Origin of the sequence: Streptomyces sp. NPDC046215 (genome assembly GCF_040646215.1) — a bacterium.
In the GTDB taxonomy this organism is placed as follows: domain Bacteria; phylum Actinomycetota; class Actinomycetes; order Streptomycetales; family Streptomycetaceae; genus Streptomyces; species Streptomyces stramineus.
Genome location: NZ_JBEYZW010000013.1, coordinates 65,271 through 78,461, shown reverse-complemented (window position 1 = coordinate 78,461; position 13,191 = coordinate 65,271). Strand labels below are relative to the sequence as shown.

The window sequence follows — 13,191 nt, the reverse complement described above, 5'->3', positions numbered from 1 at the left end:
AGTGGCCTCAGCCCTCCTCGCCGGTCCCGCCGGCCTCGCGAAGGACGGAGCACAGAGCCGCGACCAGCTCTCTGTCCCGGTCGTGCGTGAGCGTCTCGTGTGCCTCGTCGGGCGCGAGCCAGGCCATGCGGCTCACTTCGCGACTGGGCACAAATGTGCCGCCCGTAGCCTGCGCGGCCCAGTAGTGAACCTCTTTCGGACGGCCCCGGGGGTCGATGTACCGAGCGGTCGGCAGGCCCGCTCCGAGGGTGCACGTCATGCCGGTCTCCTCCAGCACTTCCCGGACGGCGGCCTCGCGAGCCCGCTCGCCCCGCTTGAGCTTGCCTTTCGGGTGGGACCAGTCCGCCCACTTCGGTCGGTAGACCAAGGCGAGCTCGATGCCCTCACCACCGGGGGAGCGGCGCCACAGGACGCAGCCCGCAGCCTGAACTATCGGCAGCTCTTCCATGGCTCCCATGCTGCCTGATCCACGGCGGCGGGCCCTGCCGGGTCTGCCCGCGCTCCGTGTACTTTTCTTGAGTCCGGGCTTGTCAACTTTCCGGATGGCGCGCTATATACATGTGCAGAGGGCATCGCCGCACAACAGCGATGGAAGGAGTGACCAGTGATGCTCATGCGTACCGACCCGTTCCGCGACCTCGACCGCCTCACCCAGCAGGTGTTCGGCACAGCGGCCCGCCCGACGGCGATGGCGATGGACGCCTACCGCGCGGGTGACGAGTTCGTGGTGAAGTTCGATCTCCCCGGCGTCGACCCCGAGACGGTCGACCTCGACGTCGAACGCAACGTCGTCACCGTCCGCGCCGAGCGCGTCTCCCCGGCCCCCGAGGGCGCCGAGATGATCGCGAACGAGCGCCCCACCGGCACCTTCAGCCGGCAGATCTTCCTGGGCGACACCCTGGACACGGACCGTATCGACGCTTCCTACGACGCGGGCGTCCTCACGCTCCGCATCCCGCTGGCCGATCGCGCCAAGCCGCGGAAGATCCAGATCACCGGCGGCGACGCCAAGCAGCAGATCACCGGCTGAGCCGTCAGCGGCCGAGGGGCGCCAGCGCCTCCCAGCGGACGGTCACCTCGCCCTGGCGCCAGCGCCGGGGCGAGTCCGTCAGCGGCCAGTCGCCCTTCAGCGCGCTCACCGCCCGCATCCACCGCTGCCGGGCCCCGAGCGAGGCGAAGGGCGCCGCGGCCGCCCACGCCCGGTCGAAGTCCCGGAGGAACGCGTGCACCGGCTCGCCCGGCACATTGCGGTGGATGAGCGCCTTCGGCAGCCGCTCCGCCAGGTCCGAAGGGGCCGCCAGGGACCCCAGCCGGGTCGCGAAAGTGACCGTCCGCGGCCCCTCCGGGCCCAGCGCCACCCATACGTGGCGGCGCCCGATCTCGTCGCACGTCCCCTCGACGAGCAGCCCGTCCGGCGCCAGCCGCGCGCACAGCCGGGTCCACACGGCGGCCACCTCGGCCTCGTCGTACTGGCGCAGCACGTTCGCGGCCCGGATCAGCGCGGGCCTGCGGCCGGCGCCCAGCGGCACCTCGAACCCGCCGTGCGCGAAGGACAGCCCCTCCCGCTCGTACGGCTTCGCGGCGGCGACCCGCGCCGGATCGATCTCCACCCCCACGACCTGCGCACCCGGGCAGGCGGTCCGCAGCCGCCCCAGCAGCTCCACGGCGGTCCAGGGCGCGGCCCCGTACCCGAGATCGACGGCGACGGGGTCGGCGCTGCGCCGCAGGGCGGCGCCGTGGGCGTCGGCGATCCAGCGGTCCATGCGGCGGAGGCGATTGGGATTGGTCGTCCCGCGGGTCGCCGAACCGACGGGACGGCCGGGCGGGGCGGAACGGGGGGCCATGCGGCCGAGCTTAACGGGACCACCGCACTCAGCCGCCGACGGCGATCGGCCCCGACCAGTGACGGTGCCCTTCCAGGTGCGAGCAACGGGTGGGCGGGTGGGAAAAAGAACCCACCCGCGTCGCGAGACATCACGCTTTGGCAAAGTGGAAATGGAGACCGCCTCCGCGGTGTTGCACGGCTGGACAGACGGCGCCCGCCCCCAGGGCGGATCGAGGCGGACGGAGGACACGCACGGTGAGCCAGTACGCATCCAGGCTCGGCGCCCGCCGCGGCCGGGCGCTCGGTTCCCTCGCCGGAACCCCGCTCCGGCGCCTCGGCGGGGCCCGCCGACCCCGCCGCATCGCGATGCTGAGTGTCCACACCTCCCCGCTGCACCAGCCCGGCACGGGCGACGCGGGCGGGATGAACGTCTACATCGTCGAGCTCGCCAAGCGGCTGGCCGCGATCAACATCGAAGTCGAGATCTTCACCCGCGCCACCACCGGCACCCTCCCGCCCGCCGTGGAGCTGGCCCCCGGCGTGCTCGTCCGGCACATCGACGCGGGCCCGTACGAGGGACTGGCCAAGGAGGAGCTGCCCGCCCAGCTCTGCGCCTTCACCCACGGGGTGATGCAGGCGTGGGCCGGCCACCGGCCCGGCCACTACGACCTCGTCCACTCCCACTACTGGCTCTCCGGCCACGTCGGCTGGCTGGCCGCCGAGCGCTGGGGCGTCCCCCTCGTCCACGCCATGCACACCATGGCCAAGGTCAAGAACGCCGCGCTCGCCGCGGGCGACACCCCCGAGCCCGCCGCCCGGGTGATCGGCGAGACCCAGATCGTCCGGGCCGCCGACCGGCTCATCGCCAACACCGACGGCGAGGCCGGCGAGCTCGTCCGCCACTACGAGGCCGAGCCCGAGAAGGTCGCCGTCGTGCACCCCGGCGTGAACCTCGACCGCTTCACGCCCGCCGACGGCCGGGCCGCCGCCCGGCAGCGCCTCGGCCTGCCGGCCGACGCCCTGATCCCGCTGTTCGCCGGCCGCATCCAGCCGCTGAAGGCGCCCGACATTCTGCTGCGCGCCGTCGCCCACCTCCTCGACGAGCAGCCGGCGCTGCGCTCGCGCGTGGTCGTGCCCGTCGTCGGCGGGCCCTCCGGCAGCGGCCTCGCCAAGCCGGAGGGGCTGCAGAAGCTGGCCGCGCGCCTGGGCATCGCCGATGTCGTCCGCTTCCGCCCGCCGGTCGGCCAGGAGCAGCTCGCCGACTGGTACCGGGCCGCGTCGGTGCTGGTCATGCCGTCCTACAGCGAGTCCTTCGGCCTGGTGGCCGCCGAGGCCCAGGCGTGCGGCACGCCGGTCCTGGCCGCCGCGGTGGGCGGTCTGCCCGTGGCCGTCCGGGACGGGGTCAGCGGCTTCCTCGTCGACGGCCACGACCCCGCCGACTACGGGCGCGCCCTGGGCCGCTTCGCGGCGGAGCCGGCGCTCGCGGACCGAATGGGCGCGGCGGCGGCCCGCCACGCGCGGTCCTTCGGCTGGGACACCGCGGCCGCCGCCACGGCCGATGTGTACACCGCGGCGATCCAGGAGCGGCGCCGTCGCCTACGCTCGTCGCATGTCTGACGCGAAATCCGTCATCGAGCAGACGTTCCACGAAGCCGGGCTCGAATGGGAGAGCCCGGCCGACGGCACGTATGTGGTGAAGCTCCCCGGCACGCGCAAGCTGTCCACGACGGTCTCGCTGATCGTCGGCAAGCACTCGCTGTCGGTCAACGCCTTCGTCGTCCGCTGCCCCGACGAGAACCACGAGGCGGTGCACCGCTGGCTGCTGGAGCGCAACACCCGCCTGTACGGGGTGGCCTACGCGATCGACCACCTGGGTGACATCTACCTCGTGGGCCGCCTGCCGCTGGCGTCGGTGACCCCGGACGAGATCGACCGGATCCTGGGCACGGTGCTGGAGAGCGCGGACGGCAGCTTCAACACCCTCCTGGAGATGGGTTTCGCCACCGCCATCCGCAAGGAGTACGCGTGGCGCACGGCACGCGGGGAGTCCACCCGCAATCTGGACGCCTTCACGAACCTGACGCGGCCCGAGGCCGGTTGACGGAAGGCTCGGCCTCCACCGCCTCCCCCCGGGCTACCGGCGCGGCCGGCTCCGCGCCGGGCAACTGCCGCATCAGGAGCCAGTAACCGGCCGCGGCCACCGTGCCCACCACCGCGCACCCGGCCCACAGGGCGTCCGCGCCGAAGCGGTCGATGACCACGCCGCCCGACAGCGGGGCGATCAGCCCGGCCGCGGACCAGGACAGGGTGTAGACGCCCTGGTAGCGGCCGCGGCCGTGGACGGGGGAGAGCCGGACGACCAGGCCCATCTGGGTGGGGGAGTTGATGATCTCGCCCAGCGTCCACACGCAGACCGTCAGCATCAGCAGGCCCAGCGACGACCCGGCGAAGGCGGTGAGGCCGAAGCCGTACCCCGCGAGCAGGGCGGAGAGCACCAGCAGCCGCTGCGGGTCGCGGTGTTCGATGAAGCGGGTCACCGGGATCTGCACGGCGACGATCAGGACGCCGTTGACGGCCATGGCCACGCCGTAGTCGCTGGTGGAGAAGCCGTTCGCGCCCATCGCCACGGGCAGGGCCACCGAGGACTGCTGGAAGATGAGGGCGATCAGGAAGGACAGCCCGACGACGCCCATGAACCGCCCGTCGCGCAGCACCGTGCCCATGCCGACGCCGCTCTCCTGTGGGCTCTCGCCCGCCACGGCCGCCGGCCGGGACTCGGGAAGCTTGACGAAGACGAGGATCGCGCAGGCCAGGGTCATGACCGCCTCGCCGAGGAAGCCGATCAGGTAGCTGTACCGGGCGATGAACCCGGCGGCGACCGAGGAGAGCGCGAAGCCCAGGTTGATGGCCCAGTAGTTCAGGGCGAACGCCCGCACCCGGTCCGCGGGCGCCACGATGTCCGCCATCATCGCCTGCACGGCCGGCCGGGAGGCGTTGCTCGCCATGCCCACCACGAACGCGACGGCCGCGATGGCCACCGGGCTCTGCACGAAGCCCAGCACCGCGACGGACAGCGCGGTCGCGACCTGGGCGACCAACAGGGTGGGGCGCCGGCCCAGCCGGTCGGTCATCACCCCGGCGCCGATCGAGGAGACGACGCTGCCGAGCCCGTGGAGGGCGGCCACCAGCCCCGCGTACGAGGCCGAGTAGCCCCGCTCGACCGTCAGATAGAGGGCCAGGAATACGGAGACGAACGCCCCCAGCCGGTTGACCAGCGTGGAGGCCCACAGCCACCAGAAGGCCCGGGGAAGCCCCGAAACAGTCTCCTTCGCGGCCCGTCTGACGCTCGCCACCGACATCCTGCAACCCCCCATGTGTAAGTGCCCCTATCGGGTTCCGCAACTTACACACGGCGACGTCCCGCCCGCCATTCAATTGACGATCTCCGTCAACCGTCCATAGCGCGGTACGCGCGCGCGGCGCAACCCCCACCGTCGATTACGCTCATGGCATGGCCGACGCACCGTACAAGCTGATCCTCCTCCGCCACGGCGAGAGCGAGTGGAACGCCAAGAACCTGTTCACCGGCTGGGTGGACGTCAACCTGAACGACAAGGGTGAGAAGGAGGCAGTCCGGGGCGGTGAGCTGCTCAAGGACGCCGGCCTGCTCCCCGACGTGGTCCACACCTCCCTCCAGAAGCGCGCCATCCGCACCGCGCAGCTGGCCCTGGAGGCCGCCGACCGCCACTGGATCCCCGTGCACCGCTCCTGGCGGCTGAACGAGCGCCACTACGGCGCTCTCCAGGGCAAGGACAAGGCGCAGACCCTCGCCGAGTTCGGCGAGGAGCAGTTCATGCTCTGGCGCCGGTCCTACGACACCCCGCCGCCGGCGCTCCAGGACGGTGCCGAGTTCTCGCAGAGCGACGACCCGCGCTACGCCGCCATCCCGCCGGAGCTGCGCCCGCGCACCGAGTGCCTCAAGGACGTCGTCGTCCGCATGCTGCCGTACTGGTACGACGGCATCGTCCCGGACCTGCTGGCCGGCCGTACGGTCCTGGTCGCGGCGCACGGCAACAGCCTCCGCGGCCTGGTCAAGCACCTCGACGGCATCTCCGACGAGGACATCTCGGGCCTGAACATCCCGACCGGCATCCCGCTCGCCTACGAGCTCGACGCCGACTTCCGCCCGGTCAAGCCGGGCGGTACGTACCTCGACCCGGAGGCCGCCAAGGCCGCCATCGAGGCCGTGAAGAACCAGGGCAAGAAGAAGTAACGCGCACGACCAGCACCAACAAGCCCCCCGCCTGCGGTTTTCCGCCCGGCGGGGGGCTTTGTGCTGCCGGGCGGAGCCCCGCGCCCGGTCACCGAATGGAGCAAGGCGGATACGGAGCGGATGCGGGCGGCGGTCACCGGGGTCAGCCTCTGAGGTAAGGAGGTAACACCATGGACTCGATCCGTTCCGCGATATGCGGCGCCGCCACCGTCGTCGCCGTATGCGCTGCCCCCGTCGTACCCGCCTTCGCCCTCGACAGCCCGAACACCGCCACGTCGGCGGACGTGACGGCCGACGCCGGATCCGTTCCCCGGACCGACGGCCCGGACGAGCGTGACCACGACGGGCGTCAGGACTATGACGGCCGCAAGGACAACGACGGCGGCCGTCACGACCACGACGGCAAGAAGGACGACGACGGCCGCAAGGATCACGACGGCAAGAAGGACGACGACGGCCGTAAGGATCACGAGGGCAAGAAGGACAACAAGGACGACGGCTGGGACGACCAGGACGGCCGCAAGGACCACGACGGCAAGAAGGACAACAAGGACGACGACTGGGACGACCAGGACGGCCGCAAGGACCACGACGGCAAGAAGGACCGCGACGACTGGAACGACGACGACGGCAAGAAGGACTTCGACGGCAAGAAGGACCACGACGACTGGATCGACTACGACGGTCGCAAGGACCACGACGGCCGCAAGGACCACCACGAGGGTCGCGGCGACCACCACGGGTGGCACGACCACGGCGGCAAGAAGGACCACCACGACGGTCGCAAGGACCACCACGACGACCACGGCAAGCCCCACGCGCCCTCCCACGCGGGTGGTGGCGCGGCAGCGCTCGCGGCCTCTTCCGGGTCCTCCGTCGACACCCCCGTACTCATCCTCGGCGCCAGTGCCACGGCCGGCCTTCTCGGCGGAATGATCTGGTACCGCCGTCGCACCAACGCCGCCAAGTCGTGACAGAAAGCGAACCGGCGTCATGTCAGAACCGCGCACGGGCGGCTTCCGCCGCCTGCTGACAAGGGTGGGCCTGGCAGTACTGCTGCTGGTCCTGTGCCTGTGCACCACCGGTGCCATCCAGGAGCTGGGGCCCCGAGCCCCGGCGACCGGCGGCGTCGCCGCCACCGCCCACCCCCCTGCGCACGGCCTGCCCCCGGCACATGAACCGCTGCCGGGGGCGGGCCCCCAGAGTCTCCTCATCAAGGCCATCGGCCTCGAAGCCCCGGTCGAGGCCCACGGCCTGGACCCCCTCGGCGGAGTCGAACCGCCCCCGTACGACCGCCCCGGCTCCGTGGCCTGGTTCAACGGCGGGCCCCCGCCCGGCAGCGCCGGCGCCGCCGTCATCGTCGGCCACGTCGACACCGAACGGGCCCCCGCCGTCTTCGCCGGCCTCAGCGTCCTCAAGCCCGGCCAGAAGATCGGCGTCCTGCGCACCGACGGCTCCACCGCCGAGTTCACCGTCGAGGACATCTCCGTCGTCGACAACGACCACTTCGACGCGGACAAGGTCTACGGGCCGCGCGACGCGAACCGCGCCGAGCTCCGCGTCATCACCTGCGGCGGCCCCTACGACCGCGTGCGGCGCGCCTACACCGCCAACGTCGTCGTCTCCGCGTATCTGACCGGGGCGACGGACCCGACCGAGCAGCCGCAGGTCAGGGAAGAGGAAGCGCCGGACCCGGGCGACGACGACCCGGACCACGCACCGGGCGACGACGGCCCGGACCACGACGGCCCGGACCACGACGAGCCCGACCACGACGAGCCGGAGCCGGACGAGGACGAGTGATTCACGCGTGCGAAAGGGCCCCCGGCCGGTGCGCCCGGCCGGGGGCCCTCCCCGTGAGTGACATGCGTCGACGTGACGGTCAGCCGCAGCCGCCGCCGCACTGGCACGAGCCGCCGGACTGGCAGCCGCACGAGCAACCCGGGCCGCACGTACATGCCGCCTGGGCCGGTGCCGGAGGGGTCTGGGTCATATGCGGTACCTCCTCGAAGGGTGGTCTGCCTGACCCCCAGTCAAGGGCCGCCCGCATCGCCCGTCAATGCCCCTCACGCACGCCTGTGCGGGCGCACGGGGGGCGCGTCGAAGCATGCCTGCGGCCTACGCGCCCTCGACCGCGCCACCCCGCCCCTCGGCCTGGACGAGTTCGTCCGCGTGCTCGCCGGTGACCAGGTAGACGACCCGCTTGGCGACGGAGACGGCGTGGTCGGCGAAGCGCTCGTAGTAGCGGCCCAGCAGGGTGACGTCCACGGCCGTCTCGATGCCGTGCTTCCAGCGGTCGTCCATCAGGTGCTGGAAGAGCGCGCGGTGCAGCAGGTCCATCGCGTCGTCGTCCTGCTCCAGCTGGAGCGCGAGGTCGACGTCCTTGGTGATGATCACCTCGCCGGCCTTGGCCATCAGCCGCTGGGCCAGCTGGCCCATCTCCAGGATGGTGGCGTGCAGGTCGCGCGGCACCGCCGTCTGCGGGAACCGCAGCCGGGCCAGCTTCGCCACGTGCTGGGCGAGGTCGCCCGAGCGCTCCAGATCGGCGCTCATCCGCAGCGAGGTGACCACGATCCGCAGATCCGTGGCGACCGGCTGCTGCCGCGCCAGCAGCGCGATGGCCCGGGCCTCCAGATCCCGCTGGAGGTCGTCGACCTTGGCGTCCCCCGCGATCACGGACTCCGCCAGCTTCAGGTCCGCGTCCAGGATCGCCGTGGTGGCGCGCCCGATCGCGGAGCCCACGAGCCGGGCCATCTCGACGAGACCCTCGCCGATCGAATCCAGCTCCTCGTGGTACGCGTCCCGCATGTGCTGACCCTCTCTCTCCGGAATCACTCCGGGTAACCATGGGTGGTCGGGTGCTCCGCCCGCCCACGGTCCCACGGTGCGACCGGAACGCGACGGCCCGCAGCCTCCGGAGTGAACCGGTTCCGACCTCAAGGTGAACTCTCGGCAACGTATGTTCGAGGCGGCACCCATTTGGCTGTGGATGTGTCGGCGCACCCGCATAACCTGGAGTCATGAACGTGGACGCGGCCGTCGCCGCAGCGGCAGCGATCGCCGGGCTCTGCACCGGAGTGATCGCCATGCTGGCGTTCCGCTGGAGCGAGCGCGACCAGACCCGGCCCACCCGCAGTTCCCTGCACACCGACGCCGTGCTCCCGCCCGGCGTGGACACCGTGCTCTCCGTGCTGCGCTCCTCCGCGGTCGTGCTCGACGAGGGCGACGCCGTGGTCAAGGCCAGCTCGGCCGCCTACGCCCTCGGCCTGGTCCGCGGCGGCAAGCTCGCCGTCGAGCCGATGATCCAGATGGCCCGCGACACCCGCCGCGACGGCGAGATACGCCAGGTCGAGCTCGACCTCCCCCGCCGCGGCACCGGCCGCGGCGACGCCCTCGCCGTCTCGGCCCGGGTCGCCCCGCTCGGCTCCCGGCTCGTCCTGCTGCTGGTGGAGGACCTCACCGAGGCCCGCCGCATCGAGGCCGTCCGCCGGGATTTCGTGGCCAACGTCAGCCATGAGCTCAAGACGCCCGTCGGCGCGCTCTCCCTGCTCTCCGAAGCCGTCATGGACGCCGCCGACGACCCCGAGGCCGTCCACCGCTTCGCCGGCCGGATGCAGATCGAGGCCACCCGGCTCACCAATCTCGTCCAGGAGCTCATCGACCTCTCCCGGGTGCAGAACGACGACCCGCTGGAGGACTCCGAGCCCGTCCGGGTCGACGAGCTCGTCGCCGAGGCCATCGACCGCTGCCGCCACCAGGCCGGTACCAAGCAGATCACCATGGCCGTCGGGGGCACCTCCCAGCGTCCGGGCGGGGGCGGCGGCGCCGACCTCCACGTCTGGGGCAACCGCGGCCAGCTCGCCGCTGCCCTCGGCAACCTCGTGGAGAACGCCGTCAACTACAGCCCCGCCCGCACCCGGGTGGGCATCGCCGCCCGCCACATCACCGCCCCCGGGGGCGACCTCATCGAGATAGCCGTCACCGACCAGGGCATCGGCATCTCCGAGAAGGACCGCGAGCGGATCTTCGAGCGCTTCTACCGCGTGGACCCGGCGCGCTCCCGCGCCACCGGAGGCACCGGCCTCGGCCTCGCCATCGTCAAGCACGTGGCCGCCTCGCACGGCGGGGAGGTCACGGTCTGGAGCGCCGAGGGCCAGGGCTCCACCTTCACCCTGCGCCTCCCCGAGGCGGGCGCGGTCCGCGACCGCGACCTCTACCCCAACCGCACCCTCATCGAGCCGCACGGGCGCACCCTCACCGACCTCGAAGAGGACGGCCGGGCCGACCGCACCGACGAGCCGCTGACCGACCACCACCTTCCCGCCCGGGAAGTCCAGCCGTGACCCGTGTCCGGGGAACGACCCACCGCACCCCCACACAGACCCGACCGGAGGTCCATCCGTGACCCGTGTGCTCGTCGTAGAGGACGAGGAATCCTTCAGCGACGCGTTGTCCTACATGCTCCGCAAGGAAGGCTTCGAGGTCGCCATCGCGGCCACCGGGCCCGACGGGCTGGACGAGTTCGAGCGCAACGGCGCCGACCTGGTCCTGCTCGACCTGATGCTGCCGGGCCTGCCCGGCACCGAGGTCTGCCGGCAGCTGCGGGGTCGCTCCAACGTGCCCGTCATCATGGTCACCGCCAAGGACAGCGAGATCGACAAGGTCGTCGGCCTGGAAATAGGAGCCGACGACTACGTGACCAAGCCCTTCTCCTCCCGTGAGCTGGTGGCCCGCATCAGAGCCGTCCTGCGCCGCCGGGGGGAGCCGGAGGAGGTCACCCCCGCCGCCCTGGAGGCGGGGCCCGTGCGGATGGACGTCGACCGCCACGTCGTCACCGTCTCCGGCGGCAAGGTCGACCTCCCCCTGAAGGAGTTCGACCTCCTGGAGATGCTGCTGCGCAACGCCGGCCGGGTGCTCACCCGGATGCAGCTCATCGACCGGGTCTGGGGCGCCGACTACGTGGGGGACACCAAGACCCTCGACGTCCACGTCAAGCGCCTGCGCGCCAAGATCGAGCCCGACCCGGGCGCGCCCCGCTACCTGGTCACGGTCCGCGGCCTGGGCTACAAGTTCGAGCCGTAGACCGCCCCGGCGCGACATGCCGAGGGGCCCGGAAGATTCACTCTTCCGGGCCCCTCGGCTGTGCCGGTCAGTGACCGGCGACGTGCTGCTGTCCGCCCTGCTGCTGCTCGCCCGCGGCGGCGCCCGCCGGGCGCTCACCGCCCTGCTGGGTGCCCGGGGCACCGGCGGAGCCCGACGGCGTCGCGGAGGCGGCGGCACCCGGCTTGGCGGGCTTCTCGCCCGGCTTGTTCGCCGGCGGAGTGGCGTCGCCCGGCTTGGCGGCCGGGGGAGCCTCGGGGCCCCACTCCTTGAAGTAGTGCTTCGCCGGGTTGACGAACGCGCCGATGTTCACCTGGCCGGCCTCGCTGAAGTCGAAGCTGAGCTTCTGCTGCCCGCCGTCCTTCAGGGCCTCGCGGCCGTCGGGCAGGACGGCGGAGGCGTTGCCCTTGCCGCCCAGGACGACCGTGCTGCCGGCGGGCACGACGAGCTCGCGGGCACCGCCGACCGGGGTGATCTTCACGGCGGCGTTCTTGCCGGGCAGCGTGATGCCGCGCAGCGTCTGGTCCTTGGTGCCGTTGTTGAAGAGGGTGCCGGTGATCACGGCGGGACCCTTGGCGGCCAGGTCCGGCTGGGTGATCACGTTGACGTTCTGGATCTTGATGTCGCCGACCGAGGTGGCGGCGTTGTCCGGCTTGACTTCGAGCGTCTCCGCGCTGTTGCCCGCCGCGCAGGCGGTGAGCGAGGCGATCGAGAGCACGAGGGCGGAAGCGGCAAGGGTGCCGCGTCGAAGGCTGCTGCTCACGGCGGCGGCATCTCCTTGGACGAAGTAAGAGGTGTGTCAGCGGGGTCAGGTTACCGACCCCCTTCCGGGCCCCCGCACCCGACCCGCCCCCATGGTCAACTAGCCCCCCGTCGGGTGCACGGCCGAATATCGGCCATGAACGCCGGACAGGAACGGCCCAAGGGCGCCGCGGGGGATTATCCGCGGGAATGCGCGGGGGCCCCGGAAGGCGTTCCCGAATTTGATCAAGTACGGAGTGATCAATTCGGATTCCGGACGAGGAAGCCCGGTCCGCCCCGAACGGAGTAGCGGAAGTCCGCCGACCGGACCCCGGCAAAACGGGACGTTCGGTCGCTCGCGGGTGACTCCCGGCGCGTGTAACGTGCCGGTTTCACCCTGCCCGGAGAACGGCTCCGACCTGCGAATACCCGCTTCCGGAAGCCTCCCGCAGCACGTCCCGGTTGCTGTTGTCAAGCCCCGAGATATGCCCTGACCTGCGAAAACGCCATTCAGAACGCACAGTTCCCGTGTTAGACTGGATAGCCACGGAAGGGGTACCTGTCACATGACGTTCAAGGTTGGCGACACCGTGGTCTATCCCCATCACGGGGCCGCGCTGATCGAGGCCATCGAAACTCGCCAGATCAAAGGCGTGGACAAGACCTACTTGGTGCTGAAGGTCGCCCAGGGTGACCTGACGGTTCGGGTGCCGGCGGACAATGCAGAGTTCGTCGGTGTGCGCGATGTGGTCGGCCAGGATGGGCTGGACCGGGTCTTCGAGGTGCTCCGCGCACCGTATGCGGAAGAGCCGACGAACTGGTCCCGCCGCTACAAGGCAAATCTCGAGAAGCTCGCGTCGGGTGACGTGATCAAGGTCGCCGAGGTCGTGCGCGACCTGTGGCGCCGTGAGCGCGAGCGCGGCCTCTCCGCCGGTGAGAAGCGCATGCTCGCCAAGGCGCGCCAGATCCTGGTGAGCGAGCTGGCTCTCGCGGAGAACACCAACGAAGACAAGGCCGAGGCCCTGCTCGACGAGGTTCTCGCGTCCTGACGCACAGGTGCTGGATGTAAAGAGCTGTAAAGAAGTGCCGCGGTGCCCGCGCGATGACGACAGTCATCCGACGGGCGCTGCGGCATCTCTGCTCCGGTGGCGCCTCGGGCGCCGATGGCGCCGACGTCCACGCCGTACTTGGTGTGCCGGGCCCGGGCAGCCGACCCGACCAGTCGTCACGGAAGGGGCTGGTCGGGGCGTCG

Annotated in this window: 14 protein-coding genes; 9 read left to right on the top strand and 5 right to left on the bottom strand. The window is 71.5% G+C overall.

The window, feature by feature from the left end; all coding sequences use genetic code 11:
- Positions 1-7: 7 nt before the first annotated feature.
- Positions 8-448, bottom strand: a complete 441-nt coding sequence (locus ABZ951_RS08500) for an NUDIX hydrolase (RefSeq protein ID WP_344086779.1) — start codon at positions 446-448, stop codon at positions 8-10.
- Between the two features lie 159 nt (positions 449-607).
- Between ABZ951_RS08500 and ABZ951_RS08495 the strand changes: the two genes are divergently transcribed.
- Positions 608-1,030, top strand: a complete 423-nt coding sequence (locus ABZ951_RS08495) for an Hsp20/alpha crystallin family protein (RefSeq protein WP_344086650.1) — start codon at positions 608-610, stop codon at positions 1,028-1,030.
- A gap of 4 nt (positions 1,031-1,034) precedes the next feature.
- Here the strand turns inward: ABZ951_RS08495 and ABZ951_RS08490 are convergent, their stop codons facing one another.
- Positions 1,035-1,844 carry a class I SAM-dependent methyltransferase gene (locus tag ABZ951_RS08490; RefSeq protein WP_344086653.1) on the bottom strand — a complete coding sequence of 270 codons (810 nt, stop codon included), beginning with the start codon at positions 1,842-1,844 and terminating at the stop codon, positions 1,035-1,037.
- A gap of 236 nt (positions 1,845-2,080) precedes the next feature.
- On the opposite strand from ABZ951_RS08490, the gene mshA reads away from it, so the two are divergent.
- Together mshA and ABZ951_RS08480 are read left to right on the top strand one after the other, a co-directional pair.
- A complete protein-coding gene (gene mshA, locus ABZ951_RS08485; protein WP_344086656.1) occupies positions 2,081-3,442 on the top strand; it encodes a D-inositol-3-phosphate glycosyltransferase in 1,362 nt (453 codons plus the stop codon).
- Positions 3,435-3,926, top strand: a complete 492-nt coding sequence (locus ABZ951_RS08480) for a YbjN domain-containing protein (protein ID WP_344086659.1) — start codon at positions 3,435-3,437, stop codon at positions 3,924-3,926. The genes mshA and ABZ951_RS08480 overlap by 8 nt, the downstream gene beginning before the upstream one ends.
- On the opposite strand, the gene ABZ951_RS08475 is transcribed toward ABZ951_RS08480, so the two are convergent.
- Positions 3,895-5,184: an MFS transporter gene (locus tag ABZ951_RS08475; RefSeq protein WP_344086662.1), complete on the bottom strand. Its 1,290-nt coding sequence runs from the start codon at positions 5,182-5,184 to the stop codon at positions 3,895-3,897. The genes ABZ951_RS08480 and ABZ951_RS08475 overlap by 32 nt on opposite strands.
- A 152-nt stretch (positions 5,185-5,336) precedes the next feature.
- Between ABZ951_RS08475 and ABZ951_RS08470 the strand changes: the two genes are divergently transcribed.
- The 3 genes from ABZ951_RS08470 (at position 5,337) to ABZ951_RS08460 (ending at position 7,901) form a co-directional block, all read left to right on the top strand.
- The gene (locus ABZ951_RS08470) at positions 5,337-6,098 is read left to right on the top strand and encodes a phosphoglyceromutase (protein ID WP_344086665.1); all 762 of its coding nucleotides are present in this window, start codon (positions 5,337-5,339) and stop codon (positions 6,096-6,098) included.
- Between the two features lie 170 nt (positions 6,099-6,268).
- A complete protein-coding gene (locus ABZ951_RS08465; protein WP_344086668.1) occupies positions 6,269-7,072 on the top strand; it encodes a hypothetical protein in 804 nt (267 codons plus the stop codon).
- Between the two features lie 19 nt (positions 7,073-7,091).
- Positions 7,092-7,901 carry a class F sortase gene (locus ABZ951_RS08460; protein WP_344086671.1) on the top strand — a complete coding sequence of 270 codons (810 nt, stop codon included), beginning with the start codon at positions 7,092-7,094 and terminating at the stop codon, positions 7,899-7,901.
- 315 nt (positions 7,902-8,216) lie between these two features.
- Here the strand turns inward: ABZ951_RS08460 and phoU are convergent, their stop codons facing one another.
- Positions 8,217-8,906 (bottom strand): phosphate signaling complex protein PhoU, encoded by a 690-nt coding sequence (gene phoU / locus ABZ951_RS08455; protein ID WP_344086674.1) that lies wholly within the window; start codon positions 8,904-8,906, stop codon positions 8,217-8,219.
- Positions 8,907-9,118: 212 nt separating this feature from the next.
- Between phoU and ABZ951_RS08450 the strand changes: the two genes are divergently transcribed.
- Both ABZ951_RS08450 and ABZ951_RS08445 read left to right on the top strand, forming a co-directional pair.
- The gene (locus ABZ951_RS08450) at positions 9,119-10,441 is read left to right on the top strand and encodes an ATP-binding protein (RefSeq protein WP_344086677.1); all 1,323 of its coding nucleotides are present in this window, start codon (positions 9,119-9,121) and stop codon (positions 10,439-10,441) included.
- A 58-nt stretch (positions 10,442-10,499) separates the two neighbouring features.
- Positions 10,500-11,180, top strand: a complete 681-nt coding sequence (locus ABZ951_RS08445; protein ID WP_030009598.1) for a response regulator transcription factor — start codon at positions 10,500-10,502, stop codon at positions 11,178-11,180.
- A gap of 67 nt (positions 11,181-11,247) precedes the next feature.
- Here the strand turns inward: ABZ951_RS08445 and ABZ951_RS08440 are convergent, their stop codons facing one another.
- Positions 11,248-11,961 (bottom strand): DUF461 domain-containing protein, encoded by a 714-nt coding sequence (locus tag ABZ951_RS08440; protein WP_344086682.1) that lies wholly within the window; start codon positions 11,959-11,961, stop codon positions 11,248-11,250.
- Between the two features lie 544 nt (positions 11,962-12,505).
- On the opposite strand from ABZ951_RS08440, the gene ABZ951_RS08435 reads away from it, so the two are divergent.
- Complete coding sequence (locus ABZ951_RS08435) at positions 12,506-12,988, top strand: CarD family transcriptional regulator (protein WP_003953493.1); 483 nt, start codon at positions 12,506-12,508, stop codon at positions 12,986-12,988.
- The last annotated feature ends 203 nt before the right edge of the window (positions 12,989-13,191 follow it).

What these genes read in the sequence shown, in the direction of transcription:
- ABZ951_RS08490 (WP_344086653.1), bottom strand. Translation starts at nt 1,844, where the DNA reads ATGGCCCCCCGTTCCGCCCCGCCCGGCCGTCCCGTCGGTTCGGCGACC.
- ABZ951_RS08470 (WP_344086665.1), top strand. Translation starts at nt 5,337, where the DNA reads ATGGCCGACGCACCGTACAAGCTGATCCTCCTCCGCCACGGCGAGAGC.
- ABZ951_RS08435 (WP_003953493.1), top strand. Translation starts at nt 12,506, where the DNA reads ATGACGTTCAAGGTTGGCGACACCGTGGTCTATCCCCATCACGGGGCC.
- phoU (WP_344086674.1), bottom strand. Translation starts at nt 8,906, where the DNA reads ATGCGGGACGCGTACCACGAGGAGCTGGATTCGATCGGCGAGGGTCTC.
- ABZ951_RS08495 (WP_344086650.1), top strand. Translation starts at nt 608, where the DNA reads ATGCTCATGCGTACCGACCCGTTCCGCGACCTCGACCGCCTCACCCAG.
- ABZ951_RS08465 (WP_344086668.1), top strand. Translation starts at nt 6,269, where the DNA reads ATGGACTCGATCCGTTCCGCGATATGCGGCGCCGCCACCGTCGTCGCC.
- ABZ951_RS08450 (WP_344086677.1), top strand. Translation starts at nt 9,119, where the DNA reads ATGAACGTGGACGCGGCCGTCGCCGCAGCGGCAGCGATCGCCGGGCTC.
- ABZ951_RS08460 (WP_344086671.1), top strand. Translation starts at nt 7,092, where the DNA reads ATGTCAGAACCGCGCACGGGCGGCTTCCGCCGCCTGCTGACAAGGGTG.
- ABZ951_RS08475 (WP_344086662.1), bottom strand. Translation starts at nt 5,184, where the DNA reads ATGTCGGTGGCGAGCGTCAGACGGGCCGCGAAGGAGACTGTTTCGGGG.
- ABZ951_RS08500 (WP_344086779.1), bottom strand. Translation starts at nt 448, where the DNA reads ATGGAAGAGCTGCCGATAGTTCAGGCTGCGGGCTGCGTCCTGTGGCGC.
- ABZ951_RS08480 (WP_344086659.1), top strand. Translation starts at nt 3,435, where the DNA reads ATGTCTGACGCGAAATCCGTCATCGAGCAGACGTTCCACGAAGCCGGG.